Consider the following 24,147-nt stretch of genomic DNA (forward strand, 5'->3'; position numbering starts at 1 on the left):
GTCGAACTGCCTTAAAACGCGGATTCTAGCGGATTTCGCTCAAATAATCACGGACTTTGGCGACATCGAGGAAGTAGTGGCAGAGCTCCCGGCCATTGTGCAGGAGCACCGGCACCAATTCATCGTACCGGCTTTCGAGCGCGGCATCGGCATCGACGTCCACCACTTCGACTTCGATCCCCAACTCGGCAGACAAACGTGCCAATGCCCGTTCCATATCGTGGCAGAGATGGCAGTAGCGACGCGAAAGCAGCGTCAGCTTAGTCGGCTGCGTCACTCCGCGCGTCTGTCGGGCAGACCCTTGATGGTGACGAAGGTTTGCTGATCGCCCCGCCGCACCAGCAGCGTGACACTGGCTGACTTGTCCAGGGGTGCCAGCAGTTTGTTGAACTGTTCGACGCTCTTGATCTCGGTGCTCTCGCCGCGCGCAATGATCGCCAGGATGAGATCGCCAGGCCGCAGGTCGGCCCGCGCCGCATTGTTGCGGATGTCGTCAATGACCAGACCACCGCTGACGTTGAGCTCGCGCCTCTGGTCGGCAGTCAGCTCCGAGACCACCAGACCGAGCCGATTGGCGGCGCGCTCGACCGGCTTCGCGTTCCGGGTACCGCGAGCGGCGAGCTTTTCGTCGGGGATTTCGCCGACGACCACCGTCACCTCGCGGCTATGGCCCTTGCGCCACAACTGCATGGTCACTTTGCTGCCCGGCCTGGTGGCGCCGACAATCCGTGGCAGATCGCTGGAATTGGTGACGGTCTTGCCGTCGAACTTGAGGATCACGTCGCCCGGCTCAATACCCGCCTTTTCCGCCGGTCCGCCCTTCTCGACCGCGTTGACCGCTGCCCCCGTGGCCTGGTTCAAGCCAAAAGACTCGGCCAGATCCTTGGTCACTTCCTGGATAACGACACCGATTCGCCCCCGACTCACCTTGCCGGTCGCACGCAGCTGCGCCTGAACCTCCATCGCCACGTCGATCGGAATGGCGAAGGAGATGCCCATGAAACCACCCGAACGGCTATAGATCTGCGAGTTGATGCCAACCACTTCACCCCTCAGGTTGAACAGCGGCCCCCCTGAATTGCCGGGATTGACCGCCACATCGGTCTGGATGAAGGGCACGTAGCTCTCCTGCGGCAGTGACCGCCCCTTGGCGCTGACGATGCCCGCCGTCACGCTGTTGTCGAAGCCGAACGGCGAGCCAATCGCCACCACCCACTCGCCCACCTTGAGAACGCTCGGGTCACCCAGACGAACGGTCGGCAGCCCGGTCGCCTCGATCTTGATCAGGGCCACGTCGGTGCGCTTGTCGGCGCCAATGACCCGCGCTTTCAATTCGCGCTTGTCGGTCAGACGAACGACGACCTCGTCCGCCGAATCGACGACATGCGCATTGGTCAGGATATATCCGTCGGAACTGACGATGAATCCGGAGCCCAGCGACCGGTTCTCGAACTCGCGCGGCGCTCCGGGCAATCCCGGCACCCCTGGCTGGCGGGGCATGAAGCGACGGAAGAACTCGTACATCGGGTCGTTCTCGTCGAACGGGAAGGGCTGCGCACCGCGCCCACCGCCACGCGCGGTCTGCATGGTGCTGACATTAACCACCGCCGCCCCGTGCTTCTCCACCAACTCCGTGAAATCTGGCAGCCCCCGATTCTGGGCATGTGCCAGAAGCGAAAAAACGGTCAAGAAGAAAGCCGCAAACAATTGTCTCATGGCACTACATACCCTCCTGAGTGTCAGCTCGTGGCAGTAAACTCCAGACCACGACCAGAACGACGAATTTGAGGACAACCGGGCGAAAGTCAAGACTTGATCGATGGCTGAAAACGCGGGTCGCCGGTGTTGCGCCGCTGCGCACGCCGCAAACCCGCCCAACCAACCAGCAAGCCGGCGACCGCGCCGACGATCGCGCCGGCTTCGTCGGCCAAGGTGGAACCGGCCAGCGCACCGATCAGCAGCGCCAGCAAGGGAGAGGCATAGGCATGCAGCGCCCCGTGCCCAATCGCGCCCTCGGCAACGCGCACCCGAACGCGCTCACCGATGACCCGGTGCTCGGGGTTCGGCACCCGGAAAGTGCGCGGCGCCCTGCACAAAAAGCTGGCGGCATTGCTGCCGCCGCAGCCACCCGGCTCCCGACACCGACCACAGCCACTGTCGTCCATGCGGATCAAGGCATACTCGCCATCCAGCGCCGCAACAGTACCCCACGCACCGCTCATCATCCAGTCACCTCAGTGCCTAAGCTTGGGCAAGGCGCAGCTACGGTTGCCGGAGGGAATTCACCAGACTCGGCCGCCAGCTCCGCCGGCGAGGCTGCGCCTCGCCGACGCTGCCGCCCGAAGCAGTGGGCAGCGACTGGGGTGCGATCGCCACTTCAAAGGCCTGCGGCGAATTGATCGCCAACACCACCCAGCACACCACAGCAACGCCGAGCACCGACGCGGCGACCGACAAGGCCAGCCAGAGCGGCGCGTGGCGCGACGTCAAGGAACCCGGCATCACCACCGTAGTTTCGGCCGCGAGGCGTTCCCTCAGCCGTCGCGCAAAATCGACCTTCAGCGCACCTTGACCGCGCAGATGATCTCCGACCAGATGCGCCAGCGCCCAGTCACAACGCAAGTTGCTGTCCTCGCAGAGGCACTTCAAGGCCGCCCTGAGTCCCGCTTGGTCAAGGCCGGCCAGTTCGCCATCCAGTAATGCCGACATCTGTTCGGTCATGGCTTACCACCTGCGATCAGGAGCAGTATCGAGCAGCGGCCGCAACTTCTCCGCCACCGCCTCACGCGCACGGAAGATGCGCGAACGCACCGTACCGATCGGACAACTCATCGCCTCGGCGATTTCCTCGTAACTCAAGCCTTCGATCTCGCGCAGGACGATCGCGCTGCGCAATTCTTCCGGCAAGGCCTCCATCGCCGCATTGATCGTCTCACCGATCTGCTTCGACTGCAGAAGGCTCTCCGGCGTATTGATGTCGCGCAATTGCCCGGCGTCTTCGAAGCTTTCGGCGTCATGGGTGTCAAACTCGGTCGAGGTCGGCGCGCGACGCCCTTGCGCAACCAGATAATTCTTGGCGGTGTTGATGCCAATTCGATAGAGCCAGGTATAGAAGGCACTGTCTCCACGAAACGAAGGCAGCGCCCGATAAGCCTTGATGAACGCCTCTTGCGCGACATCCTCGACCTCCGCCTGGTCGCGCACGAAGCGCGACAACAATCGCGCGAGCTTGCGCTGGTATTTTCCGACCAGAATCTCGAAAGCGTGCTTATCGCCGGCCTGCGCGCGTTCGACCAGCAACTGGTCAATTTCGCGTTCGCTCATGCTCTTTGCTTATCCTGTCGATGACGTATGGTGTTTTGCGCGGAAGTATAGCGCAAGCGCTCAATTGTCATCGTAACAGTGCGTGAGCTCCTGCTCTGACTCGTTCTGCCAGGCAATGGTTCAGCGCCAAACGGGGGGCGCCATTGCGCGGCGATGCGCGTGCTATAGTTGCAGCCCTTTCCTGGCAGGGCCTCCAGCGTGGCGCTTCGCTTCGACGTTCTCATCATCGGCAGTGGCCTGGCGGGACAGGCAGCCGCGCTGCGGCTGGCCGAGACACTCAAGGTGGCACTGATCAGCAAGCGGGCACTGGAAGACAGCGCTTCGAGCTGGGCTCAAGGCGGAATCGCTGCCGTGCTCGACAGCCGCGATTCGATCGAAGCGCACATCCGCGACACGATTACAGCCGGCGCTTTTCTGAATGACCCCCGAGCCACGCGCTTCGTGGTCGAAAACGGTCGCCGAGCAGTCGACTGGCTGATTGAACAAGGCGTCCCCTTCACGCGCGACCAAGATGGCTACCATCTGGCGCGCGAGGGTGGACACAGCGCCCGCCGGGTCATTCATGTCGCGGACGCGACCGGTCTGGCGGTGCAGAGCACTCTGACCAGCAAGGTTCGCCAGCAGCCGAACATCACGATTCTCGAACAGCACATCGCGATTGACCTGATTACCAGCCAGAAGCTCGGACTGACAGACGGACGTTGCCACGGCGCCTACGTGCTGGACACCGGCAGCGGCGAGGTGCTGACGCTGGGCGCACCGCACACGGTGATTGCGACTGGCGGAGCCGGCAAGGTCTATCTGTACACGACCAATCCCGATACGTCGACCGGGGACGGCATTGCGATGGCCTGGCGCGCCGGCTGCCGGGTGGCCAACATGGAATTCATCCAGTTTCATCCGACCTGCCTTTACCACCCGCAGGCGAAGTCTTTCCTGATCTCCGAGGCGGTCCGCGGCGAAGGAGGACGACTTCTCCTGCCTGACGGCACGCGCTTCATGCCCAGGCACGACCGGCGGGCGGAACTCGCACCACGCGACGTGGTCGCCAGAGCAATCGATTTCGAAATGAAAAAAAGCGGACTGGATTGTGTCTATCTCGACGTCTCGCACAAACCGGCGGCCTTTCTCGCGGCGCACTTCCCGAACATTCAGGCGCGCTGCTTGGAACTGGCCATCGACATCACCCGCCAACCGATCCCGGTGGTTCCGGCCGCGCACTATACCTGCGGCGGCGTGGTCACCGACCTGCGGGCGCGAACCAACGTTCCGGGGCTCTACGTCGCTGGCGAAGCGTCCTGCACCGGCCTGCACGGTGCCAATCGCCTGGCCAGCAACTCGCTACTGGAATGCCTGGTCTTTGCCGAAGCGGCGGCCAATGACATTCTTGAACAGCCTGCGCGCGCGCTACCCGAGTTGCCACCATGGGATGCCAGTCGCGTCAGCGACCCCGACGAGGAGATCGTCATCGCCCACAACTGGTATGAACTGAGACGCTTCATGTGGGACTACGTCGGGATCGTCCGCACGACCAAACGGCTGCAGCGCGCGCAGAACCGGATCCGCCTGCTGATGCGTGAAATCGATGATTTCTACTCGCTCTTCCGGGTCAGCCACGACTTGATCGAACTGCGCAACCTGGTGGTCACCGCCGACCTGATCATCCGTTGCGCGCTCCGACGCCATGAAAGCCGGGGTTTGCACTCCAGTCGCAATTACCCGGAAACCCTGGCACACGCCCGCAATACGGTTCTCAAACGCCGCCTTCGACCCGACCGCTAGCTTCTACCCGCCAGCGCAGCCACAGACGAAGGAGGCGAAAGTGCTCGGCCGACATGCTGTCGGGCAATAACGCGAGACTGTCACCCCGACCGCTGTCGTGATCCCGCACACGCAGAACGATCAACTGAGTGAATACCACAGTGCCTGGCTGCACCAGTACCGGGATGCTTTCGCCGTCGGCCAGCAGGCCGTCCAGCTCACCGCCCTTCCGCAGACGCAGGCCGAGAAAACGCGAAGGCCGCAGCGCGTACCACGCTGAAACCGCAGCGAACGGCAGCAGCGCGTAGCGCAACGCAGCGGGCCAGGGGAGAATCAGCATACAGCACGCAGCCAGGAGGTGGAACAGGACCGTCAAGCCTGACAGAAGCCGCGAGCGGCGCAGTTCGATGTCAATCGGAAACTGCAAACCAAGCCGGCTTTGCGGTTCTGAACAATGCCAGGTGCCGGTTCCGGCAGTCCTAGATCCGCTTCAAGACGACCGTGGCGTTGGTACCGCCGAAGCCGAAAGAGTTCGAGATACCGACATCTATCTTGAGTTGGCGCGCCTCATTGGCGCAGTAGTCGAGATCGCACGAGACATCCTGATTGATGATGTTGATGGTCGGCGGCGACACCTGATGATGGATCGCCAGCGCAGTAAACAGAGCCTCGACGCCACCGGCGGCGCCGAGCAGGTGACCGGTCATCGACTTGGTCGAATTGACCACCAGCTTCTTCGCGTGCTCGCCGAAAGCGCGCTTGACGGCGATCGTTTCCGCCTTGTCGCCCAAGGGCGTCGAAGTGCCATGCGCGTTGACATACTGCACATCCTCCACATTCACTTCGGCGTTGCGCAGGGCGTTGGTCATGCACCGCGCGGCACCATCACCGTCTTCGCAAGGCGCAGTCATATGATTGGCGTCGGCACTCATGCCAAACCCCGCCAGCTCGCAGTAGATCCGGGCACCTCGCGCCCTGGCATGCTCGTATTCCTCGAGCACCACGACGCCGGCGCCTTCACTGAGGACAAATCCGTCGCGGTCGCGATCCCAGGGGCGACTGGCAGTCTGCGGATCATCGTTGCGCGTCGACAAGGCGCGCGGAGCACAGAAGCCGCCGAGTCCAAGCTTCGACAGGCAGCCTTCCGCGCCGCCGGCGATCATCACATCGGCGTCACCGTATTCGATCAGACGCCCGGCGTCACCGATGCTGTGGGTGCCCGTCGAACAGGCGCTGACCAGCGAAATGTTCGGACCCTTGTAGCCGTACATGATCGACAGATTGCCCGAAATCATGTTGATGATCGAACCCGGAACGAAAAACGGCGACACCTTGCGCACACCGCCCGCAGCGAAATCGTCGCAGGTGTTCTCGATCATTGGCAGACCGCCGATCCCCGAACCGATCGACACGCCAACGCGCTCGGCCTGCACCGAAGACGTTTCGAGTCCCGCATCACGGATCGCCTGTATCCCCGCCGCCATCCCGTAATGGATGAACACGTCCATCCGCCGCGCTTCCTTGACCGAGAGATACTGCCCAATATCGAAATTCCTGACCTCACCGGCAATCCGTACCGGAAAAGCCGATACATCGAAACGGGTAATACGGTCAATCCCGGAACGTCCAGCAAGGATGTTCCGCCACGCTTCCGCAACGGAATTGCCAACTGGGGAAAGAATTCCCAGGCCAGTGATAACGACTCTACGACGTGCCAACTTGTGCTCCGAGGTAAAAGAATGCGGAAGCGGGAGAAGACCTGTGGTCGTGAACACTCCCCGCTGGGCACGGCCGCTCATCGAGCCTGACCGCGGAACCCCAGCTCAAGGTTACTTCTTGTGAGCGACCACGTAGTCGATGGCCTGCTGAACGGTGGTGATCTTCTCGGCCTCGTCGTCCGGGATTTCGCACTCGAACTCTTCTTCCAGGGCCATCACCAATTCGACGGTGTCCAGCGAATCAGCACCGAGATCGTCGACGAACGACGATTCGTTCTTGATGTCAGCCTCATTGACGCCGAGTTGTTCAGCGACGATTTTCTTGACACGTTGCTCAATATTTTCCATCAAAACGCTCCTTCCGAGAGTTCATGTACCAACATAAATGCGCCATTCTAGCAAAATGACCGAAACTTACCAATTATCCGTCCGCGCCAACAGGACGTCTTGCCGTGCCAGCCCGACACTCACCCGACGAACATGCCGCCGTTGACGTGGATCGTCGTTCCGGTGACATAGGCCGCTCCCGCCGACGCCAGAAACGACACCGCGGCTGCAACATCCTGCGGCGACCCAAGGCGACCGAGCGGAATGCTGGCCAGCAACAGCTCCTTTTGCTGGCCGTCCAGCGATCTGGTCATGTCGGTATCGATCAGCCCCGGCGCGACGCAGTTCACGGTGATGTTGCGGCTACCCAGCTCCCGCGCCAGCGCCCGGCTCATTCCGGCGACGCCTGCCTTGGCAGCGCAGTAGTTGACCTGACCCGGGTTCCCTGCGTGACCGACCACCGAGGTGACGTTGATGATTCGGCCCCGGCGAGCCTTCATCATTCCCCGCATCACCGCCTTGCAAAGTCGGAAGACGGCCTTCAGGTTGGTATCGATGACCGCGTCCCACTCATCATCCTTCAAGCGCATCGACAGATTGTCACGCGTGATGCCAGCGTTGTTGACCAGCACCGACACCGCTCCGTAGGTGTTCTCGATGTGCCGAATCAACGCTTCGACCTGCGTCGCGTCGCGCACCTCCAGGACCGCGCCCTCGCCCTTGCAGCCGGCCGCATCAACCAGGTCGGCCGAGATTCTGGCGGCACCCTCTGAGCTCGTCGCCGTACCGATCACTGTGGCGCCGAGCCTGCCTAGGTCGAGGGCTATGGCGCGCCCGATACCACGAGAAGCACCGGTGACCAATACAACTTCTCCGGCGAGCGTCATGGCTGCCCCAGGTTGGCGAGCGCGGCGTCGACGGCCGCCAGATCAGCGAGCGCGACGCCCGTCAGGGTTTCTGCACAGCGCCTGCTTAGTCCTGCCAGAACTTTCCCCGGCCCACATTCGGCTACCGTGTCGATGTCCATTGCGGCCATCTTGCGCATCGTCTCGACCCAGCGCACCGGCGAGTACGCTTGCCGGATCAAGGCGTCCTTGATCCTTGCCGGGTCCGACTCGATCGCCACATCGGCGTTGTTGATGACCGGGAATAGCGGGACAGCAAGACTCAAATCTGCCAGTCGCGCAGCCAGCTTGTCGGCCGCCGGGCGCATCAGCGAGGAATGGAACGGCGCCGAAACCGGCAACAGCACAGCCCTCTTGGCTCCACGCGCCTTGCAGGCAGTGCAAGCGCGCTCGACAGCGGCCTTGCTACCGGCAATTACCATCTGTCCCGGACCATTGAAGTTGACGGGTTCGACGACCGCGCCAGCGCCTGCAGCTTCGGCGCAGGCCTCGGCAATACTTTCGTCATCGAGACCGAGAATCGCCGCCATCGCGCCGGCGCCCACCGGTACCGCTTCCTGCATCGCGGCGGCACGCAGGCGAACCAGCGGTACCGCATCCTTGAAGGCGAGCACCCCCGCGGCGACCAGCGCCGCATACTCACCAAGGCTGTGCCCGGCGACGACGGCCGGCAGCTTGCCGCCCTTGTCGAGCCACAAGCGATAGACGGCAACGCCAGCGGTGAGCATCACCGGCTGGGTGTTTACGGTCTGGGCCAGAGCGTCGGCCGGGCCATCGGCAAGCAATCGCCAAAGATCCTGCTCAAGCACTGCCGACGCTTCGTCGAAGGTCGCGCGCAGCACCGACGAGTCGCCATAGGCGGCCATCATTCCGACCGACTGTGAGCCCTGACCCGGAAAAACAAACGCAAACGCCATGCACCCTCCCCTTACATCTCGACCAGAACCGCGCCCCAGGTAAAACCGCCACCGACGCCTTCGAGCATGACCTTCTGTCCGGCCCGGATGCGTCCGTCGCGAACGGCCTCGTCGAGCGCCAGAGGCACCGACGCCGCCGAGGTATTGCCGTGCCGATCGACGGTGACGATGACCTTGTCCATCGCCACCTTCATTCTTCTCGCGGTGGCCTCCAGAATTCGAATATTCGCCTGGTGCGGAATCAGCCAGTCGATGTCCGAGGGAGCAACCCCCGCCGCCTGACAGCATTCGTCCGCCACTTCGGCGAGCACCCGGACGGCAAACTTGAACACCGCCTGCCCATCCATGCGCAGGAAGGGGTCACCAGTGACCTTGCCGCCACAAACGCTGCCCGGGACCGACAGAATACCGTGATGCGCGCCGTCGGCATGCAGCGCGGTCGCCAGAATCCCCGGCCTATCGTCTGAAGCCTCGAGCACCACCGCACCGGCACCATCGCCGAACAGCACGCAGGTGCCACGATCGGACCAGTCGAGAATACGTGAAAACACTTCGGCGCCAACCACCAGGGCGCGCCGATGGCTGCCCGAGGCGATGAATTTCTCGGCAATCGTCAGCCCGTAAACAAAGCCGCTGCACACCGCCTGCACATCGAAGGCGGTTGCACCCTGATTCCCCAGCTTGCTCTGCAGCAGACACGCGGTGCTCGGAAAAATGAAGTCCGGCGTCGAGGTGGCGACAATGATCAGGTCGATATCCGACGCTTCGAGCCCAGCAGCAGCCAGCGCCCGGCGGCTCGCCTGCAGTCCCAGATCGCTGGCGGTCTCACCGTTCTCCGCGAGATGCCGGAAGTGGATGCCGGTCCGACTGACGATCCACTCATCGCTGGTTTCGATACCCCGGCGCGCGAGATCGTCGTTGCTGACTGGCTGACCCGGCAGGAAACTGCCGATACCGGTAATACGGGAGAACATGCTATGCCGACTCCTGAAGCGGTTGTTGTTGCGCCACGCGCTCGCTGATCCGTGCCAGAACACCACTTCGTGCCTCTTCCGCGGCGCGCCGCAGGGCGTGCACGAAACCGAAGGCGTCGGCCGAGCCGTGGCTCTTGACGACAATCCCCTTCAAGCCGAGCAGGGCGGCACCGTTGTACTGCCGATGGTCGACCCGGCGCTTGAAGCGCTTGACCACGGGCAGCGCGACCACCGCAGCGAGCTTGGTGAACCAGCTGCGTCTGAACTCCTGACGTAGAAAAGTGGCCAGCAGTTGCGCCAGGCCTTCCGAAGCCTTCAGGGCGACATTGCCGACAAAGCCATCGCAGACGATGACGTCGGCCTCACCCTTGTAAAGCCCGTCGCCTTCGACATTGCCAATGAAATTCAAGCCCGAATCCCACAGCAGTTCGGCAGCCCGCTTGACCACATCGTTGCCTTTGATCTCTTCCTGACCGATATTCAGGATGCCCACCGTTGGTCGATCCCGATGCTCGATCGCCGAAACCAGCGATGCACCCATGATGCCGAACTGCAACAGGTGCTCGGGGCTGCAGTCGACGTTGGCGCCAAGATCCAGAACGTGCGTGTGGCCGGTGATGGTCGGCAGAACGCCGCAAATCGCCGGACGATCGATACCCGGCAACATCTTGAGAACGAAGCGGGAAATAGCCATCAAGGCACCCGTATTCCCGGCCGAAACGCAGGCATCCGCCTCGCCATTCTTGACCAGGCTGATCGCGACGCGCATCGAAGAGTCCTTCTTGGTGCGCAGCGCGACCGACGGCGATTCGTCCATGGCCACGACTTCGGTGGCATGGCGAACGGCGACCCGACCTACCGCCGCATCGCCCAGAAATGGACGAATGCTCTCGGTAATACCCACCAGAATGACGCGAACGTCAGGCTGGTCGCGGACAAAATCAAGCGCTGCCGGAACGGTCACCCGGGGACCGTGGTCCCCGCCCATGCAATCGATGGCAACGGTAATCATCAGCGGGCGGCGGACAACGGCAGGCAATTCACTGTCAGCGGAAGATACCCGCCCAATGCCGACGAATCACTCGCCCACGACCTTGCCGACTTTCTTGCCGCGGTAATGGCCTGTAGGGCTCACGTGGTGACGCAGATGCACCTCGCCGGTCGTCGGCTCGACCGCCAGCGGTGGGGTGCTCAAAAAATCGTGCGCACGATGCATGCCACGTTTGGACGGGGATTTCTTGTTCTGTTGAACTGCCATGACGAACTCCTAAAATCAAACTCACTGGGCCCTGCCCTTGAGGCCGGCCAGTACTGAAAACGGCGACTCTTGTGCCAATCCCTGCCCGCTGCCGGGCAGAACACAATCCGCGTGCCGCGGCACCGTGGGAAGCGCAAGGAGGATTTCATCCTCAATCAGGACGGCAACATCCAGCTCCTTTTGAGCGGGAAGAAAGTCCCGGGAGTCGTCCTCAAGTTCCTCCTGCGTCAGGTCGCCGTCGCTATCGACGAATTCAAGCAGACTGCGCAACGCCAGCGGGTACTCCAGCGTTTCCAGACAGCGCTGGCAGCAAAGGTGAACGACACCGTCGACCTGAACCAGCAATTGCGATCTGTCACCAGACCCCACTCCGCCCTCGACCCGATACGCCAGAGAGCCCGCCGAATCGGTCAGCAGGTCGTGCAATCGCGTCAGTTCGGCGAGCGGCAGTTCGCCCTCCAGCGAGTTCCCCTCATGCCCAAAAGCCAGACTATCAATGACAACGCGTCGCGACATAAGGCCGGCATGATATTATTTCCGGCTTTTGAAGTCAAAGCCGCGGCGCGGGAAAAGATGGGATTTCCAGATTTTTTCCACTGCACTGCGCCCTGCGCGCAGCTATCGAGCAACCGATGACCAGACCGCCGCTCGTTCTCGCCTCGACCTCGCCGTTCCGACGCGAGCTCCTTGCCCGCCTTGGCTTGCCCTTCGAAACGGCCAATCCGGCCGTCGAAGAGGCGCTGCTGCCGGGCGAAACGCCGGCGGCGGGCGCCCTGCGGCTTTCGCACGCCAAGGCGCAGGCGGTCGCCCCGCTTTTCCCCCAGGCCTTGATCATCGGCAGCGATCAGGTTGCATATCTCGATGGCCAGGTTTTCGGAAAACCCGGAACGTACGAAAACGCGCTGCGCCAACTGCAATTGATGCGCGGACGCCGCGTCAACTTTTTTACCGGTCTGTGTCTCCTGGACGCCGTCAGCGGACGCGCCCATCTGCGCGGCGTCCCCACGCTGGTCACCTTCCGCGATCTGGCCGACGGAGAAATCGCAGACTACCTGCACAAGGAACGGCCCTACAATTGCGCCGGCAGCGCCAAGTCGGAAGGACTGGGGATCGCACTGATTGCCAGAATCGACGGTGAAGACCCGAATGCACTGATTGGACTGCCCCTCATAGCGCTCTGCGACCTTCTTAGAATCGAGAACGTATCCGTATTGCAACCATAGCGTCATGTACTACTTACAAGGTACTCTATGAGCAAGGGCAGGCTGTATCTGATCCCGGTGCCGCTCGGCCAAACGGAAGCCGCCGCCGCCCTGCCACAGCCCGTCCTGGCCTGCGCACAAGGACTCGCTCATTTTGTTGCCGAGAACGCCAAGTCGGCGCGCGCCTTCCTAAAGTCGCTGCCCGCAAACCTGCCCCTGCAGCAGATCGGGATTGTGGAGCTCAACGAGCACACGCCGGACAGCGCGCTCCAGCAACTCCTGGAACCACTCCTGGCAGGAAACGATGTCGGGCTGATTTCCGAGGCCGGCTGTCCGGCCGTCGCCGACCCTGGCGCCACCCTGGTGGCCATGGCCCACGAGGCGGGTATCAAAGTCGTGCCAATGGTTGGCCCCTCGTCCATCCTCCTGGCCTTGATGGCTTCCGGACTGACCGGCCAAGGCTTCACGTTCCACGGTTACCTGCCAAGCGCAAGCCAGGAGCGCGAGAAGCGCTTGCGCGAACTCGAGAAGGACTCCCTGCAGTCGCAACGAACTCAGATCTTCATCGAGACGCCCTACCGCAACCGTCAGATGCTCGAATCGCTGCTCAAGGCCTGCGCGCCGGACACGCGAATCTGCCTCGCCACCGATCTTACCCTGGACAGCGAACAAATCCGGACGCGCCCGGTCTCGGCATGGCAAGCGCAACCGCCACCGGACATCAATCGCCGCCCGACGGTATTCCTGCTGCACGCCTAGCGAGCCGTGCGGGCGCCGCGTTATCGGTGCGAGCGGCAGTCACCGAAGCAGGGGCTGACCGATGCCCAGCAGCGACGCAACGCCCGGCGTCCCGCCGGCACGCAGACGCTTGGCAAGGCGCTCGGCGAGGTTGTCCTTGATCGTGAAGTCGACGATTTTGTCGGCCTTGATCACGTCGCGCGCGACCGACCCGACAGTTCCCAAACCATCGGCCAGGCCCAGTTGGACGCTCTGACTGCCGGTCCACATCAGGCCGCTGAACATGTCCGGCGTTTCCTTCAGCCGTTCGCCCCGTCCGCGCCGGACAACTTCGATGAACTGCTTGTGAATCTCACCGAGCAGTACCTGTGCGTGGTCCTTCTGCGTCACATCCTGCGGCGAGAACGGGTCAAGGAAGCCCTTGTTCACCCCGGCGACCAGCAACCGTCGCTCGACACCGAGCTTTTCCATCGTCCCGGTGAAACCGAAACCATCCATCAGCACACCGATCGACCCGATGATGCTGGCCTTGTCAACAAAGATCTTGTCCGCCGCCACGGCAACATAGTAACCGCCGGAAGCGCACAGATCCTCGACCACCACGTAGAGGGAAATCTGCGGATGCTTGCTGCGCAAGCGCCGAATTTCGTCGTGCACGATTCCGGCCTGAACCGGACTGCCGCCAGGGCTGTTGACCTGCAGGATGACGCCAGCCGTACCCTTGTCGCCGAAAGCGGATTGCAAAGCCTGGTTGATCGTCTGGGCGCTGGCCTCGCCGCTGGCCTCGATGACGCCGTTCAGTTGCACCACGGCGGTATGCCGGCTACCGTCGGCAAGCTTCTCCGGGCCGCCCCAATCGACCAGCAGAACCAGCACGGCGACCAGGTAAGAGAGGCCCAGCAGCTTGAAGAAGATCCCCCAGCGACGCTTCGCCTTCTGCTCCTGCAGCGCCGCCAAGGCCCATTTCTCAAGCAACTGCCGTTCCCAATGAGACTCGCTTTCAGGGGTAGTCAAGGTTTTCACTCGCTCGGGGTAAAGTAAATCACGCCACCACGTTCTTCGACGGGTAAGGGCGTCAGACCTTTGCCCTGACAACGACCGCCCAGACAGCGACCGTCGGCAGGAGAATACAGCGCGCCATGCGTCGCGCAGATCAAGTATAACTTGGAATCATCGAAGAATTGACCAGGCTGCCAGTCGATCTCGATCGGCACATGCGCACAGCGATTGAGGTAGGCCACCACGCGGCCATGAAAGCGCACGGCAAAAGCGGGCTGGTCCACCGTCTCCTGGCAGACAGTGAAGCGCACACCCTCCCCGCCGTCGATCAAGTCACCGGACAGACAGATCAAGCGTTCTTGCGCAGCCATCGGGCCATCTCCTCGATCTCCTGAAAACGCGCCAGCGGCCCCAATGCGTCCAGCGCTGCCGCCGGGTGCGCGCCATAAGCAGCGGCCAGACAGGCGACACCAGCGTTCCTGGCCATCTGCAGGTCGTGGGTGGTATCGCCGATCATCAACGTCCGCCCAGGCTCGACCGACAGTTCGTCCATCAATTGCGCGAGCATCTGTGGGTGCGGCTTGGAAAAACACTCGTCAGCGCAGCGCGAAGCGTGAAAGCAAGCGCCAACACCACTGGCCCGCAAGGCTCGGTCGAGGCCGGCCCGACTCTTGCCGGTGGCCACCGCGAGCAGGAAACCAGCCCCGGCCAGTTCAGCGATCAGCGCCGCCGCGCCGTCAAAAAGCTGCAACTCGTGATCATGCAACAGGTAATGATGGCGGTAACGTTCGACAATCAGTGGATAGCGGCTTTCTGGCAGGTCTGGCACAGCATGGCGCAGGGCCTCACGCAGACCGAGCCCAATCACATGCCGGGAACGCTCCTCGCCGGGGATCGGCAAACCCAGGTCACGGCAGGCCGCATTGATCGCCCCGACGATGGCCCCCGCCGAATCGAGCAACGTTCCATCCCAGTCGAAAACCAGCAGTTCAAATCTTGCTGCCATGGTCCTGCACCTCCTTTGCCGACACACTTTGCAGGAACTGCTGCAAGGCCCGGGGCAAAGCCGCTGTCAGCACCAGATCGCGACCCTCCAGGGGATGCGCCAGAGACATCTTCCAGGCGTGCAGGAACATGCGCTTCAGTCCCTCCCTGGCCAGCGTCCGGTTCATCCCGAAATCGCCGTATTTCTCGTCGCCGGCAATCGGATAGCCGAGGTGCGCCAGGTGAACGCGAATCTGGTGGGTTCGCCCAGTCTTCAACTGTGCCTCCAGGAGGCTGAAGCTCTGCCAGCGCGCCAACAGCCGAAACACCGTGTGGGCGGTCTTGCCGTCCTCAGCCACGCGCACCCGGCGCTCGCCGGACTCGAGCAAATACTTGTGCAAAGGTAGCCTGACGTTGCGCAGCGGGTCCATCCAGCGCCCGACGACGAGGACCTGATAGCGTTTGTCCGCGCCCGGCACACCGTTACCGCGGGCACCTTCGCGGAACATCTCGTGCAAGGCCAGGAGCGCCGACCGCTTCTTGCCAACCAGCAGAACACCTGACGTCTCGCGGTCCAGACGGTGCGCAAGTTCAAGAAAACGGGCCTGCGGCCGCTGCCGACGCAGCGCCTCGATGACCCCGAAACTCTCGCCGCTGCCGCCGTGCACGGCGATTCCTGCCGGCTTGTCGACCACCAACAGGGCGTCGTCTTCATAGAGCACGGGCAGTTGCGCCTTCAACGCGGCGCCGTCCACGACCTCCTGCTCGACCCTCGCGGTCCGCATCGGTGGAATCCGTACCAGGTCGCCGGCCTGCAGGCGATAGGAGACTTCAGCGCGCCGTCCATTGACCCGCACCTGGCCGCTACGGACAATGCTGTACACGTGACTCTTGGGCACACCCTTGCACTTCTTCAGCAACAGGTTGTCCAGCCGCTGTCCGTGTTCGTTCTCGGTAATTAGCTCCTGGACCACGGAGGTTTTGCTAACTTCGGCCATTTTGAATATACTTCGCTCGTTTTGCGTCTTGGGTTGAAAGAGGCGCTGACCCGTAAGACCGTCGAGCGACGCCGATTCTGAAGCAACTGCGACGCACTTTCCGGCAGGCATCAGCCGCCTCGCTTGCGCCAACCTGCGCAAGGTCACCCAACGCATCCACCTGGTTAAGGTCGCTCACCACAAAGTAGCGATACTACTTGAACTGCGCGCGCCTAGCACCTGTGGACCCACTCAGGCAGATTCCGGATCCCTTGAATTTCAAGGCCAAACGAGCAATCGAGTCGGCGAGATTCCCCTTTTAGTTGCACCATCGGACCGCCCCTCAAACGTTCCGCCCACAACTAATCCGTCGCTGCCTGCACCAGGCACTTCCCCGTGCGAGCGCGTGGGAGCCCTATCTATCATGAAACGCATGCTTTTTAACGCGACACAGGCCGAGGAACTGCGTGTCGCCATTGTCGACGGTCAGAAACTCATTGATCTGGACATTGAATCAGCCTCCAAGGAACAAAAAAAGAGCAACATTTATAAAGCGGTCATTACCCGCATAGAACCCAGCCTGGAAGCGGCATTTGTCGATTACGGCTCGGAACGGCATGGCTTTCTGTCGTTCAAGGAAGTGTCGCGCGCGTTCTTCCAGCCTGGTGTGGACGCCGGCCGAACGACCATCAAGGAGGCGCTTCGCGAAGGCCAGGAGTTGATCGTTCAGGTCGACAAGGACGAACGTGGCAACAAGGGCGCTGCCCTGACCACCTTCGTCAGTCTGGCCGGCCGTTATCTGGTGCTGATGCCGAACAACCCGCGCGGCGGCGGCGTCTCGCGCCGCGTCGAGGGCAACGAGCGCGCCGAACTGCGTGAAGTGATGGATCAGTTGCAGGTGCCGCAGGGCATGAGCCTGATCGCTCGCACGGCGGCGATCGGTCGCAACGCCGAAGAACTGCAGTGGGATCTCAACTACCTGCTGCAATTATGGAAGGCGATTGAGGCAGCCGCCCAGCAGCAGAAAGGCGCCTTCCTGATCTATCAGGAAGGCAGCCTGGTCATCCGCGCCATCCGCGACTACTTCCAGCCGGACATCGGCGAGATCCTGATCGACACCGACGAAGTGTTCGAGCAGGCGGCGCAGTTCATGGAGCACGTGATGCCGGGGACAGTCAATCGCATCAAGCGCTATCGCGACGACGTGCCCCTGTTCTCGCGCTTCCAGATTGAACACCAGATCGAATCGGCCTATTCGCGCCAGGTCAGCCTCCCTTCGGGTGGGGCGATCGTCATCGACCATACCGAAGCACTGGTCTCGGTCGATGTAAACTCTGGCCGCTCGACGCGCGGCGCCGACATCGAAGAAACGGCGCTGAAAACCAACCTCGAAGCAGCCGAGGAAGTCGCCCGCCAGTTGCGACTGCGCGACCTCGGCGGACTGATCGTCATCGACTTCATCGACATGGAAAGCCAGCGCAACCAGCGTGATGTCGAGAACTGCGTCCGCGATGCCCTGCGCTTCGACCGCGCACGCGTGCAGACCGGCAAGATCAGCCGCTTCGGCCTGCTCGAATTGTCGCGCCAGCGCCTGCGCCCGGCGCTTGCTGAAACCAGCTACATCGCCTGCCCGCGTTGTTCGGGGACTGGCCACATCCGCAGCACCGAGTCCGCCGCGCTGCACATCCTGCGCATCCTCGAAGAAGAGGCGATGAAGGACAACACGACAGCGGTGCACGCACAGGTACCGGTCGACGTCGCCACTTTTCTGCTCAACGAGAAGCGTACCGATGTCCAGGCTGTTGAACTGCGGCACAAGGTCAGTGTTCTGCTGATTCCCAATATGCACCTGGAAACGCCACAGCACACGATCAGCCGGATTCGCCAGGACGAATTGGGCCCGGAAGAACAGCAACAGCCATCGTACCGGATGGTCGCCATGCCGACCGTGGACGACGGCAGCGAGACGATTGCCGCCAGCGACACCAAGGCAGCTCGCCCGGAAGCGGCGATCAAGGGCATCACTCCGTCACAGCCGGCGCCACTGCGCAGCGACGCGCCCGCAACCGTCGCCGTGAAGCCGGGAAAGGCGCCTGGCGGCTTCCTCAACCGGATTCTGTCCTGGTTCCAGCCCAAGACCGAGCCCGCCACACCGCCAGATCCCGCCAAGCCTACCCGCGGCAGCAACCCGACTCGTGACGCGCAGCGCGAGCCTCGCCGCGGCGCCACCCGCAACAACATTCGCCGAGACGAAACGCGCGCAGCACCTCCCCAGAGCGTCAACCGTGAGCAGCAGGAAGCGCCGCCACAACAAATTCCGGCGCCTGCACGGAGCGAGCCACCAAAACCTCGTGAGCCCCGCCCACCGCGGCGCCCTCGCGGGGAACCGCGCAGCGAACGCCAGGAGCAAGGCGTGACGCCGGTCGCCCACGCGGTCGTCGCGGTCCCGCCGGCAACGGCGCCTGTACCTAATGGCCCTGCCCAGGAGCAGGCAAGCGACGAGACCGCCAGCGCCCCCCGTCGCCGTGGCCGTCGCGGCGGCCGCCGCGAGCGCGGCGAGAGAAGCGAGACCCCGGAGAAGCAGCTCGACCTGCTGACCGCAGGGCCAACGCCAACGAGTCCCGCCACAGAGAGTGCGGCAGCGGCAGATGCAGATCTGCACGCCGGCCCGCTGGCGGACCTCGACAGCCAGTCCGGCGCGACGACGAGCACCGCCACGGCAGCTCCGCTGCCGGCCGCGCCGGCAGTCCGGGCAGCGCCAGTCGGCACGGATCGAGCTGCTGCAGATACTGTCGAAGATCAGCTCCCTGGCAACGCTGCCCTGCCGGCGCTGGTCGTCGAAGCACCGATCGCCCAGGATGCCCCGACCAGTGCGGCCGCGACTGGACCGGTTGACACGGAGGCGGCGATCGAAAGATCGGAGCCGGCCGCAGCCGACGTGCCGATCGTACGTGAAGTGGCCGCCGCACCGGCAGCGCCGCCCACCATCGACGTTCAGGAGGTCGTCGAAGTCGCGAACGTCGAAGCGCTTAACGTAACGCCACGCCTGGAAGAGCTTGTCGCGACCCCGCCGGTGGCGGACGGCGCCGCCGTGGCCGCAGCGCTCGCGACCACCACCGCTACGCCGGTCAGCCGGAGCACGGTGGAGAGCAGCGGCATGGTGATGGTCGAGACGAGCAAGGACAAGACTCAAGCGTGGCAGCCCGAAGCCCCCGAAGCCCCCGAAGCCACGACGACACGGCAGCCACGCCGCAAGCGCAGCGCCCCGGCTGTTGCCGACGAACCGATGGTGATGGTGGAAACGCGCAAGTAAGCGATGGAAGACCAGCCCTTCGGTGAGGGCCGATGCTTTTCGTCTCGATGGCGCAGCAGACCAGCGACGCGAAAAGGCCGACCCTCCCGAAAAGCCGAGCATTGACTGCTCTGACTGGCATCGGTTGTCAGCCGGGAAGATCCGTGCGCGGACCGGCGCCGGTGGACCCCGTGCGCCAGACTCGCTCCCGCAAACCCGCTGGAAAGCCCCGCACGATGAACCCTTCAAGGCAATCCTTTCTGGTCGCCACCATCATCGTGGCGCTTCTCGCCGCTTGCGGCGACCAGCAACCACCCGCTTACCAGGGCTACGTCGAAGGCGAATACCTGTACCTGGCTGCGCCGCAGGCCGGCTATCTCAAGTCGCTCGACCGCCCGCGCGGTAGTCGCAGCAAGGAAGGACAAGTCCTCTTTACCGTCGAGTCTGACCCGGATTCGCTATCTCTTGCCGAAGCGGAGGCCCGCAGCGACGCCGCTCGCGACAAGGTCAACAATCTCGCCGAACCCCGCCGTCAGCCCGAAATTGCCGCCCTGGAGGCCGAACTCCGGGCCGCCGATGCGGCCCTGCAACTGTCGCAAACGCAGTTCCATCAACAACAGGCGCTGGCCAGGCAGCAGTTCGTGTCGCAGGCCAGACTCGATGAAGCCAGGACGACGCGTGATCGCAATGCCGCCCAGCGCGAGGCAGCCAGGCAGCAGTTGGCCAACGTCCGCAGTTCCCTTGGCCGCCAGTTCGAAGTGCGCAGCGCCGAGGCCGAACGGCAGGCCGCGGCCGCGGCCGCGGCGCAAAAGCGCTGGCAGGTGGAGCGAAAAACGGTAACGGCGCCAGCGGCGGGCGAGGTTGCCGACACCTACTACCAACCCGGCGAGTGGGTACCGGCAGCTGCGGCGGTCGCCAGCTTTCTGCCGGATGCGCGTCGGCGACTGCGCTTCTATGTCCCGGAAGCGCTGATCGCCGGACTCCAACCGGGGCAGCGCGTTGAAGCGCGCTGCGATGGCTGTAGCGAACCGATCCGGGCCACCATCGACTTCATCGCACCGCAGGCCGAATACACGCCGCCGGTGATCTACAGTCGCGGTAGCCGCGAGAAGCTCGTTTTCCGCGTCGAAGCGGCGCCGGCGCTCGAACAGGCGGCGACGCTGCGGCCCGGACTGCCGGTCGACGTAAGGATTGTCGGAAACTGAAATGGACGCTCTGGCCATCGATGTCAGCGGCATCAACAAGCGTTTTGGCGACAAGCACGTGGTCAAGGACTTGACGCTGCAGGTCCGCGAAGGTGAAATCTACGGTTTTCTCGGCCCCAACGGCAGTGGCAAGACAACCTCGATCCGCATGCTGTGCGGCCTGCTGACGCCGGACAGCGGCCGCGGGACGTGTCTCGGCCTGGACGTCCTGAAGGACAGCGCCGCGATCAAGCGGCAGGTCGGCTACATGACCCAGAAGTTTTCGCTGTGGGACGACCTGACGATCGCCGAAAATCTGGATTTCGTGGCCCGCATGTTCGGGATGGCCAATCGCCGGCAAGCGGTCGACCGGGCGCTTGTCGATCTCGGCCTCGACGGCCGCCGCCAGCAACTGGCTGGCACCCTGTCGGGTGGCTGGAAGCAGCGGCTCGCACTCGCCTCGTGCCTGCTGCATGCGCCCCGCCTGCTGCTCCTCGACGAACCCACCGCCGGCGTCGATCCCAAGGCGCGCCGAGACTTCTGGGAGGAAATCCACCGTCTCTCGGCCGCCGGGATCACCATCCTGGTCTCCACCCACTACATGGACGAGGCCGAACGTTGCCATCGCCTGGCCTATATCGCCTATGGCAGTCTGCTGGCATCGGGTACTGCCCAGGAGGTGGTCGCCGGCTGCCGGCTGAACACCTGGCAAATCAGCGGCGTAGGCATCCACGGCGTGGCCGAGCGCCTGCGCCGGATGGCGGGCGCCGAGCAGGTCGCCAGCTTCGGCGCGACGCTGCACGTCAGTGGCCGTGACGGCCCTCTTCTGCGGGCCAGCCTGCAGGCGCTGAGCGACGAATCCGGCCTGCAGAGCACGGCGGTGGCGCCGTCGCTGGAGGATGCCTTCATTCACCTGATGCAGCACAGCCAGGACCCATTCGCGAGCTGAGATCATGCAAGGCTTTTCTTTCTCCCGCTGGCTGGGCATCCTGCTCAAGGAATTCATCCAGCTCAGGCGCGACCGTCTGACCTTCGGAATGATCGTCGGCATCCCGATCATTCAGTTGATGTTGTTCGGCTTCGCGATCAACTCCGACCCCAAGCACCTGCCGACCGCGGTGGTCGTCGCCGACCCCGGACCCTTCGCCCGATCCTATGTCGCGGCGATGGCCAACAGCCAGTATTTCAAGATCGTCGGGCAGGTGGACCAGCGTCAGGCCGGCGAGCTGCTCGACCGCAGCGAGGTGCAGTTCGTCGTCACCTTCCCGGCCGGTTTCCACCGGGACCTGGTGCGTGGCCGAAGCCCGACGCTGCTCGTGGAAGCCGACGCCACCGACCCGATGGCCACCGGCGGCGCGATCTCGGTCCTCAGGCAACTGGGCAGCGAGGTGTTCGCCGCCGACCTGCCCGGTCGACAGGCTGCCGCGACGCCGCCGGTGGATCTTCGTATCCATCGCCGTTACAACCCCGAAGGGATCACCGCCTACAACGTCGTGCCCGGTTTGCTGGGTGTCATCCTGACCATGACCATGGTGCTCATGACCGGCCTGGCGATGACCCGCGAGCGCGAGCGGGGCACCTTCGAGAACCTGCTCTCGACACCGGCCACGCCGCTGGAAGTGATGACCGGCAAGATCGTCCCCTACATCCTCATCGGGCTCCTCCAGGTGACACTGGTACTGCTGGCTGCCCGCTGGATTTTCGACGTGCCGATGCACGGCAGCCTGCTGCTGCTCTACGCGGTGGTCCTGCTGTTCATCTGCGCCAACCTGACGCTCGGCATCACCTTCAGCTCGATCGCCCAGAACCAGTTGCAGGCGATGCAGATGACCTTTTTCTTCTTTCTGCCTTCGATGCTGCTCTCGGGCTTCATGTTTCCATTCCGCGGCATGCCGGAATAGGCGCAGGTGATCGGCAGCATCTTGCCACTCACCCACTTCCTGTTGCTGGTTAGGGGAATCCTGCTCAAGGGCAACGGCCTGGATACGGTGTGGGACCAGGCCTGGCCGATCCTCGCATTCATCGCGGTGGTACTCGCGGTCGGCCTGAAGACCTTCCGCCGGACACTGGATTGATCTTCCCCGGCCCCTGGATGGCCTGGTCGGCTCTGCAAGCTCGGTGCTGCTGCTTCAGCACCGAGCTCAGCATTTTGGCTCGCAACCAACCTGCCGGGCTGGATTTGAAACCGGGCATCCTGCATAATCCGCGCCTAATACTCCAAGTCACTCTGGTATTTTCCGTTTCCCACAATGCTGGGAGCAGACGAGACCTGCCTTATCTACCATTCTCGTTTCCGTCGGGAACTCCCGAAACAACAGCAAGCCACGCCAACTGTCCGCAAGCAGGAGCTGTCATGACCTCGACACCATTTTCCTCGTCATTCGCACGCCGCACTCTCAGCAGCACCGCCGCCGCCCTGGCCAGCGTGGCACTGCTGCTCACGACGGGGTGTGGCAAGAAAGAAGAGGCCGCGCCGCCCGCGCCGCCAACCGTCGACGTCGTAACGGTAGTGCAGAAGGACGTGCCGATCTACCAGGAATGGATCGGCTCGCTGGACGGCGACGTCAATGCCGTCATCCGTCCGCAGGTGACCGGTTACCTGATCAAGCAGTACTATCGCGAAGGCGACCTGGTGAAAAAGGGTCAGTTGCTCTTCCAGATCGACCCGCGAACTTTCGCAGCCGCGGTCGATCAGGCGAAGGGATTGGTTGCGCAGCAACGCGCTCTCTACCAGACCGCGAAGGCAAATCTGGCGCGGGTCAAGCCGCTGGCGGCCAAGAACGCGCTCAGCCAGAAGGATCTCGACGACACCACCGGCGCCGAACTGTCCGCCAAGGCCTCGCTTGACGCCGCTGAAGCCGCGCTGGAAACGGCCAAGCTGAACCTCAGCTTTACCCGCATCACCTCTCTGATCGAGGGGATCGCCGGCATCGCCAAAGCCCAGATCGGCGACCTGCTGAGCCCGAGCATGCCGACCGAACTGACCACCGTATCGACCGTCGATCCGATCAAGGTCTATTTCAACATCAGCGAGCGGGAATACCTTCCCCTGGCCCGCGCCATGCTCGCTGAAGGCCCCAAACACGAGCGCAAGCGCGTTCCGATCGAGTTGATCCTCGTCGATGGCTCGATTTTTCCGCATGAGGGCCAGTTCGCGGTGCTCAACCGGCAGGTGGATTCGAGCACCGGAACCTTCAAGGCCACCGCCCTCTTCCCGAATCCCGAACGTCTGCTTCGCCCGGGACAGTATGGCCGCATCCGGGCTACGATGTCGGTCGCCGAAGGCGCGCTGCTGGTGCCGCAACGGGCAGTTACCGAAATCCAGGGCAAGTACCTGCTCGCCGTGGTCGGCGCCGACAACAAGGTCGACATTCGTCCGGTAAGCGTCGGCGACCGGATCGGTTCGGACTGGATTATTACCAGCGGCCTGCAGCCGGGTGAAAAAGTGATCGCCGAAGGAACCCAGAAGGTCAAGGCGGGAATGACGGTCAACCCGAAGCCTTTCGAGCCGCCGGCGCCAGCCGCCGCCAAGCCGACGCAACCCGGGGAAAGACCGGCGGCACCTGCGCCCGAAAGCAAGGGGTAAA

General features: G+C 63.2%; 25 protein-coding genes and 1 pseudogene. 8 read left to right on the forward strand and 18 right to left on the reverse strand.

Annotation, left to right across the window (positions count from 1 at the left end; genetic code table 11):
• Positions 1–25 precede the first annotated feature (25 nt).
• From Q1L50_RS14820 to rpoE, 5 genes are all read right to left on the reverse strand, one after another.
• A complete protein-coding gene (locus Q1L50_RS14820) occupies positions 26–277 on the reverse strand; it encodes a glutaredoxin family protein (RefSeq protein ID WP_300340044.1) in 252 nt (83 codons plus the stop codon).
• A complete protein-coding gene (locus tag Q1L50_RS14825) occupies positions 274–1,716 on the reverse strand; it encodes a DegQ family serine endoprotease (protein ID WP_300340045.1) in 1,443 nt (480 codons plus the stop codon). Before Q1L50_RS14825 ends, Q1L50_RS14820 begins: the two co-directional genes overlap by 4 nt.
• Positions 1,717–1,805: 89 nt before the next feature.
• Entirely contained in the window at positions 1,806–2,222 is a 417-nt protein-coding gene (locus Q1L50_RS14830; protein ID WP_300340047.1) for a SoxR reducing system RseC family protein, read from the reverse strand.
• 40 nt (positions 2,223–2,262) lie between these two features.
• Positions 2,263–2,721 (reverse strand): sigma-E factor negative regulatory protein, encoded by a 459-nt coding sequence (locus tag Q1L50_RS14835; RefSeq protein WP_300340048.1) that lies wholly within the window; start codon positions 2,719–2,721, stop codon positions 2,263–2,265.
• A 3-nt stretch (positions 2,722–2,724) separates the two neighbouring features.
• Positions 2,725–3,324, reverse strand: coding sequence for an RNA polymerase sigma factor RpoE (gene rpoE / locus Q1L50_RS14840; RefSeq protein ID WP_300340050.1), 600 nt, complete (start codon positions 3,322–3,324; stop codon positions 2,725–2,727).
• 198 nt (positions 3,325–3,522) lie between these two features.
• Between rpoE and nadB the strand changes: the two genes are divergently transcribed.
• On the forward strand, positions 3,523–5,106 hold the full coding sequence (gene nadB, locus Q1L50_RS14845) for an L-aspartate oxidase (RefSeq protein WP_300340052.1): 1,584 nt from the start codon (positions 3,523–3,525) through the stop codon (positions 5,104–5,106).
• On the opposite strand, the gene Q1L50_RS14850 is transcribed toward nadB, so the two are convergent.
• The 9 genes from Q1L50_RS14850 to Q1L50_RS14890 all read right to left on the reverse strand — a co-directional run bounded on the left by Q1L50_RS14850 (position 5,078) and on the right by Q1L50_RS14890 (position 11,610).
• The gene (locus Q1L50_RS14850; RefSeq protein WP_366145244.1) at positions 5,078–5,512 is read right to left on the reverse strand and encodes a protein YgfX; all 435 of its coding nucleotides are present in this window, start codon (positions 5,510–5,512) and stop codon (positions 5,078–5,080) included. The genes nadB and Q1L50_RS14850 overlap by 29 nt on opposite strands.
• Before the next feature lie 52 nt (positions 5,513–5,564).
• Entirely contained in the window at positions 5,565–6,803 is a 1,239-nt protein-coding gene (gene fabF / locus Q1L50_RS14855; protein WP_300340056.1) for a beta-ketoacyl-ACP synthase II, read from the reverse strand.
• Between the two features lie 111 nt (positions 6,804–6,914).
• The gene (gene acpP / locus Q1L50_RS14860) at positions 6,915–7,151 is read right to left on the reverse strand and encodes an acyl carrier protein (protein ID WP_291992740.1); all 237 of its coding nucleotides are present in this window, start codon (positions 7,149–7,151) and stop codon (positions 6,915–6,917) included.
• A gap of 119 nt (positions 7,152–7,270) precedes the next feature.
• Positions 7,271–8,017 carry a 3-oxoacyl-ACP reductase FabG gene (fabG, locus tag Q1L50_RS14865; RefSeq protein ID WP_300340058.1) on the reverse strand — a complete coding sequence of 249 codons (747 nt, stop codon included), beginning with the start codon at positions 8,015–8,017 and terminating at the stop codon, positions 7,271–7,273.
• Entirely contained in the window at positions 8,014–8,952 is a 939-nt protein-coding gene (gene fabD / locus Q1L50_RS14870; protein ID WP_300340059.1) for an ACP S-malonyltransferase, read from the reverse strand. The genes fabG and fabD overlap by 4 nt, the downstream gene beginning before the upstream one ends.
• 11 nt (positions 8,953–8,963) lie before the next feature.
• Entirely contained in the window at positions 8,964–9,926 is a 963-nt protein-coding gene (locus tag Q1L50_RS14875; protein ID WP_300340061.1) for a beta-ketoacyl-ACP synthase III, read from the reverse strand.
• A gap of 1 nt (position 9,927) precedes the next feature.
• Positions 9,928–10,941 carry a phosphate acyltransferase PlsX gene (plsX, locus tag Q1L50_RS14880; protein ID WP_300340153.1) on the reverse strand — a complete coding sequence of 338 codons (1,014 nt, stop codon included), beginning with the start codon at positions 10,939–10,941 and terminating at the stop codon, positions 9,928–9,930.
• Positions 10,942–11,004: 63 nt separating this feature from the next.
• Positions 11,005–11,184: a 50S ribosomal protein L32 gene (rpmF, locus tag Q1L50_RS14885; RefSeq protein WP_300340063.1), complete on the reverse strand. Its 180-nt coding sequence runs from the start codon at positions 11,182–11,184 to the stop codon at positions 11,005–11,007.
• Positions 11,185–11,205: 21 nt separating this feature from the next.
• The gene (locus tag Q1L50_RS14890; protein ID WP_300340064.1) at positions 11,206–11,610 is read right to left on the reverse strand and encodes a YceD family protein; all 405 of its coding nucleotides are present in this window, start codon (positions 11,608–11,610) and stop codon (positions 11,206–11,208) included.
• Positions 11,611–11,816: 206 nt separating this feature from the next.
• On the opposite strand from Q1L50_RS14890, the gene Q1L50_RS14895 reads away from it, so the two are divergent.
• Positions 11,817–12,407, forward strand: a complete 591-nt coding sequence (locus Q1L50_RS14895) for a Maf family nucleotide pyrophosphatase (RefSeq protein WP_300340066.1) — start codon at positions 11,817–11,819, stop codon at positions 12,405–12,407.
• Positions 12,408–12,434: 27 nt separating this feature from the next.
• Positions 12,435–13,145, forward strand: coding sequence for an SAM-dependent methyltransferase (locus Q1L50_RS14900; protein ID WP_300340068.1), 711 nt, complete (start codon positions 12,435–12,437; stop codon positions 13,143–13,145).
• A gap of 39 nt (positions 13,146–13,184) precedes the next feature.
• Here Q1L50_RS14900 and Q1L50_RS14905 read toward each other — a convergent pair whose 3' ends face one another.
• The 4 genes from Q1L50_RS14905 to Q1L50_RS14920 are packed head-to-tail and all read right to left on the reverse strand — an operon-like array spanning position 13,185 to position 16,105.
• Positions 13,185–14,138, reverse strand: a complete 954-nt coding sequence (locus Q1L50_RS14905; RefSeq protein ID WP_300340069.1) for a S49 family peptidase — start codon at positions 14,136–14,138, stop codon at positions 13,185–13,187.
• Positions 14,139–14,143: 5 nt separating this feature from the next.
• Positions 14,144–14,494, reverse strand: a complete 351-nt coding sequence (locus Q1L50_RS14910) for a Rieske 2Fe-2S domain-containing protein (protein WP_300340071.1) — start codon at positions 14,492–14,494, stop codon at positions 14,144–14,146.
• Positions 14,473–15,129: an HAD-IIIA family hydrolase gene (locus Q1L50_RS14915; protein ID WP_300340073.1), complete on the reverse strand. Its 657-nt coding sequence runs from the start codon at positions 15,127–15,129 to the stop codon at positions 14,473–14,475. The genes Q1L50_RS14910 and Q1L50_RS14915 overlap by 22 nt, the downstream gene beginning before the upstream one ends.
• Positions 15,113–16,105, reverse strand: a complete 993-nt coding sequence (locus Q1L50_RS14920) for an RluA family pseudouridine synthase (protein WP_300340075.1) — start codon at positions 16,103–16,105, stop codon at positions 15,113–15,115. The genes Q1L50_RS14915 and Q1L50_RS14920 overlap by 17 nt, the downstream gene beginning before the upstream one ends.
• 403 nt (positions 16,106–16,508) lie before the next feature.
• Here Q1L50_RS14920 and Q1L50_RS14925 point away from each other — a divergent pair, with 403 nt between their 5' ends.
• From Q1L50_RS14925 to Q1L50_RS14945, 5 genes and pseudogenes are all read left to right on the forward strand, one after another.
• Positions 16,509–19,397 (forward strand): Rne/Rng family ribonuclease, encoded by a 2,889-nt coding sequence (locus tag Q1L50_RS14925; RefSeq protein ID WP_300340077.1) that lies wholly within the window; start codon positions 16,509–16,511, stop codon positions 19,395–19,397.
• 215 nt (positions 19,398–19,612) lie between these two features.
• Complete coding sequence (locus tag Q1L50_RS14930) at positions 19,613–20,581, forward strand: HlyD family efflux transporter periplasmic adaptor subunit (protein WP_300340079.1); 969 nt, start codon at positions 19,613–19,615, stop codon at positions 20,579–20,581.
• A 1-nt stretch (position 20,582) separates the two neighbouring features.
• Positions 20,583–21,509, forward strand: a complete 927-nt coding sequence (locus tag Q1L50_RS14935) for an ABC transporter ATP-binding protein (RefSeq protein WP_300340081.1) — start codon at positions 20,583–20,585, stop codon at positions 21,507–21,509.
• A gap of 4 nt (positions 21,510–21,513) precedes the next feature.
• Positions 21,514–22,635: pseudogene (locus Q1L50_RS14940) on the forward strand (ABC transporter permease).
• Positions 22,636–22,913: 278 nt separating this feature from the next.
• Complete coding sequence (locus tag Q1L50_RS14945; RefSeq protein WP_300340083.1) at positions 22,914–24,146, forward strand: efflux RND transporter periplasmic adaptor subunit; 1,233 nt, start codon at positions 22,914–22,916, stop codon at positions 24,144–24,146.
• Position 24,147: the final 1 nt, after the last annotated feature.

This window comes from Accumulibacter sp. (assembly GCF_029255145.1).
Taxonomy (GTDB): domain Bacteria; phylum Pseudomonadota; class Gammaproteobacteria; order Burkholderiales; family Rhodocyclaceae; genus Accumulibacter.

Bases quoted from the DNA above. Each gene is read 5' to 3' on its own strand.
- Q1L50_RS14875 (WP_300340061.1), bottom strand. From the start codon at position 9,926: ATGTTCTCCCGTATTACCGGTATCGGCAGTTTCCTGCCGGGTCAGCCA.
- Q1L50_RS14895 (WP_300340066.1), top strand. From the start codon at position 11,817: ATGACCAGACCGCCGCTCGTTCTCGCCTCGACCTCGCCGTTCCGACGC.
- fabG (WP_300340058.1), bottom strand. From the start codon at position 8,017: ATGACGCTCGCCGGAGAAGTTGTATTGGTCACCGGTGCTTCTCGTGGT.
- Q1L50_RS14825 (WP_300340045.1), bottom strand. From the start codon at position 1,716: ATGAGACAATTGTTTGCGGCTTTCTTCTTGACCGTTTTTTCGCTTCTG.
- Q1L50_RS14945 (WP_300340083.1), top strand. From the start codon at position 22,914: ATGACCTCGACACCATTTTCCTCGTCATTCGCACGCCGCACTCTCAGC.
- Q1L50_RS14910 (WP_300340071.1), bottom strand. From the start codon at position 14,494: ATGGCTGCGCAAGAACGCTTGATCTGTCTGTCCGGTGACTTGATCGAC.
- Q1L50_RS14835 (WP_300340048.1), bottom strand. From the start codon at position 2,721: ATGACCGAACAGATGTCGGCATTACTGGATGGCGAACTGGCCGGCCTT.
- Q1L50_RS14925 (WP_300340077.1), top strand. From the start codon at position 16,509: ATGAAACGCATGCTTTTTAACGCGACACAGGCCGAGGAACTGCGTGTC.
- Q1L50_RS14935 (WP_300340081.1), top strand. From the start codon at position 20,583: ATGGACGCTCTGGCCATCGATGTCAGCGGCATCAACAAGCGTTTTGGC.
- Q1L50_RS14920 (WP_300340075.1), bottom strand. From the start codon at position 16,105: ATGGCCGAAGTTAGCAAAACCTCCGTGGTCCAGGAGCTAATTACCGAG.
- acpP (WP_291992740.1), bottom strand. From the start codon at position 7,151: ATGGAAAATATTGAGCAACGTGTCAAGAAAATCGTCGCTGAACAACTC.
- Q1L50_RS14830 (WP_300340047.1), bottom strand. From the start codon at position 2,222: ATGAGCGGTGCGTGGGGTACTGTTGCGGCGCTGGATGGCGAGTATGCC.
- Q1L50_RS14915 (WP_300340073.1), bottom strand. From the start codon at position 15,129: ATGGCAGCAAGATTTGAACTGCTGGTTTTCGACTGGGATGGAACGTTG.
- Q1L50_RS14930 (WP_300340079.1), top strand. From the start codon at position 19,613: ATGAACCCTTCAAGGCAATCCTTTCTGGTCGCCACCATCATCGTGGCG.
- rpoE (WP_300340050.1), bottom strand. From the start codon at position 3,324: ATGAGCGAACGCGAAATTGACCAGTTGCTGGTCGAACGCGCGCAGGCC.
- fabD (WP_300340059.1), bottom strand. From the start codon at position 8,952: ATGGCGTTTGCGTTTGTTTTTCCGGGTCAGGGCTCACAGTCGGTCGGA.
- rpmF (WP_300340063.1), bottom strand. From the start codon at position 11,184: ATGGCAGTTCAACAGAACAAGAAATCCCCGTCCAAACGTGGCATGCAT.
- Q1L50_RS14900 (WP_300340068.1), top strand. From the start codon at position 12,435: ATGAGCAAGGGCAGGCTGTATCTGATCCCGGTGCCGCTCGGCCAAACG.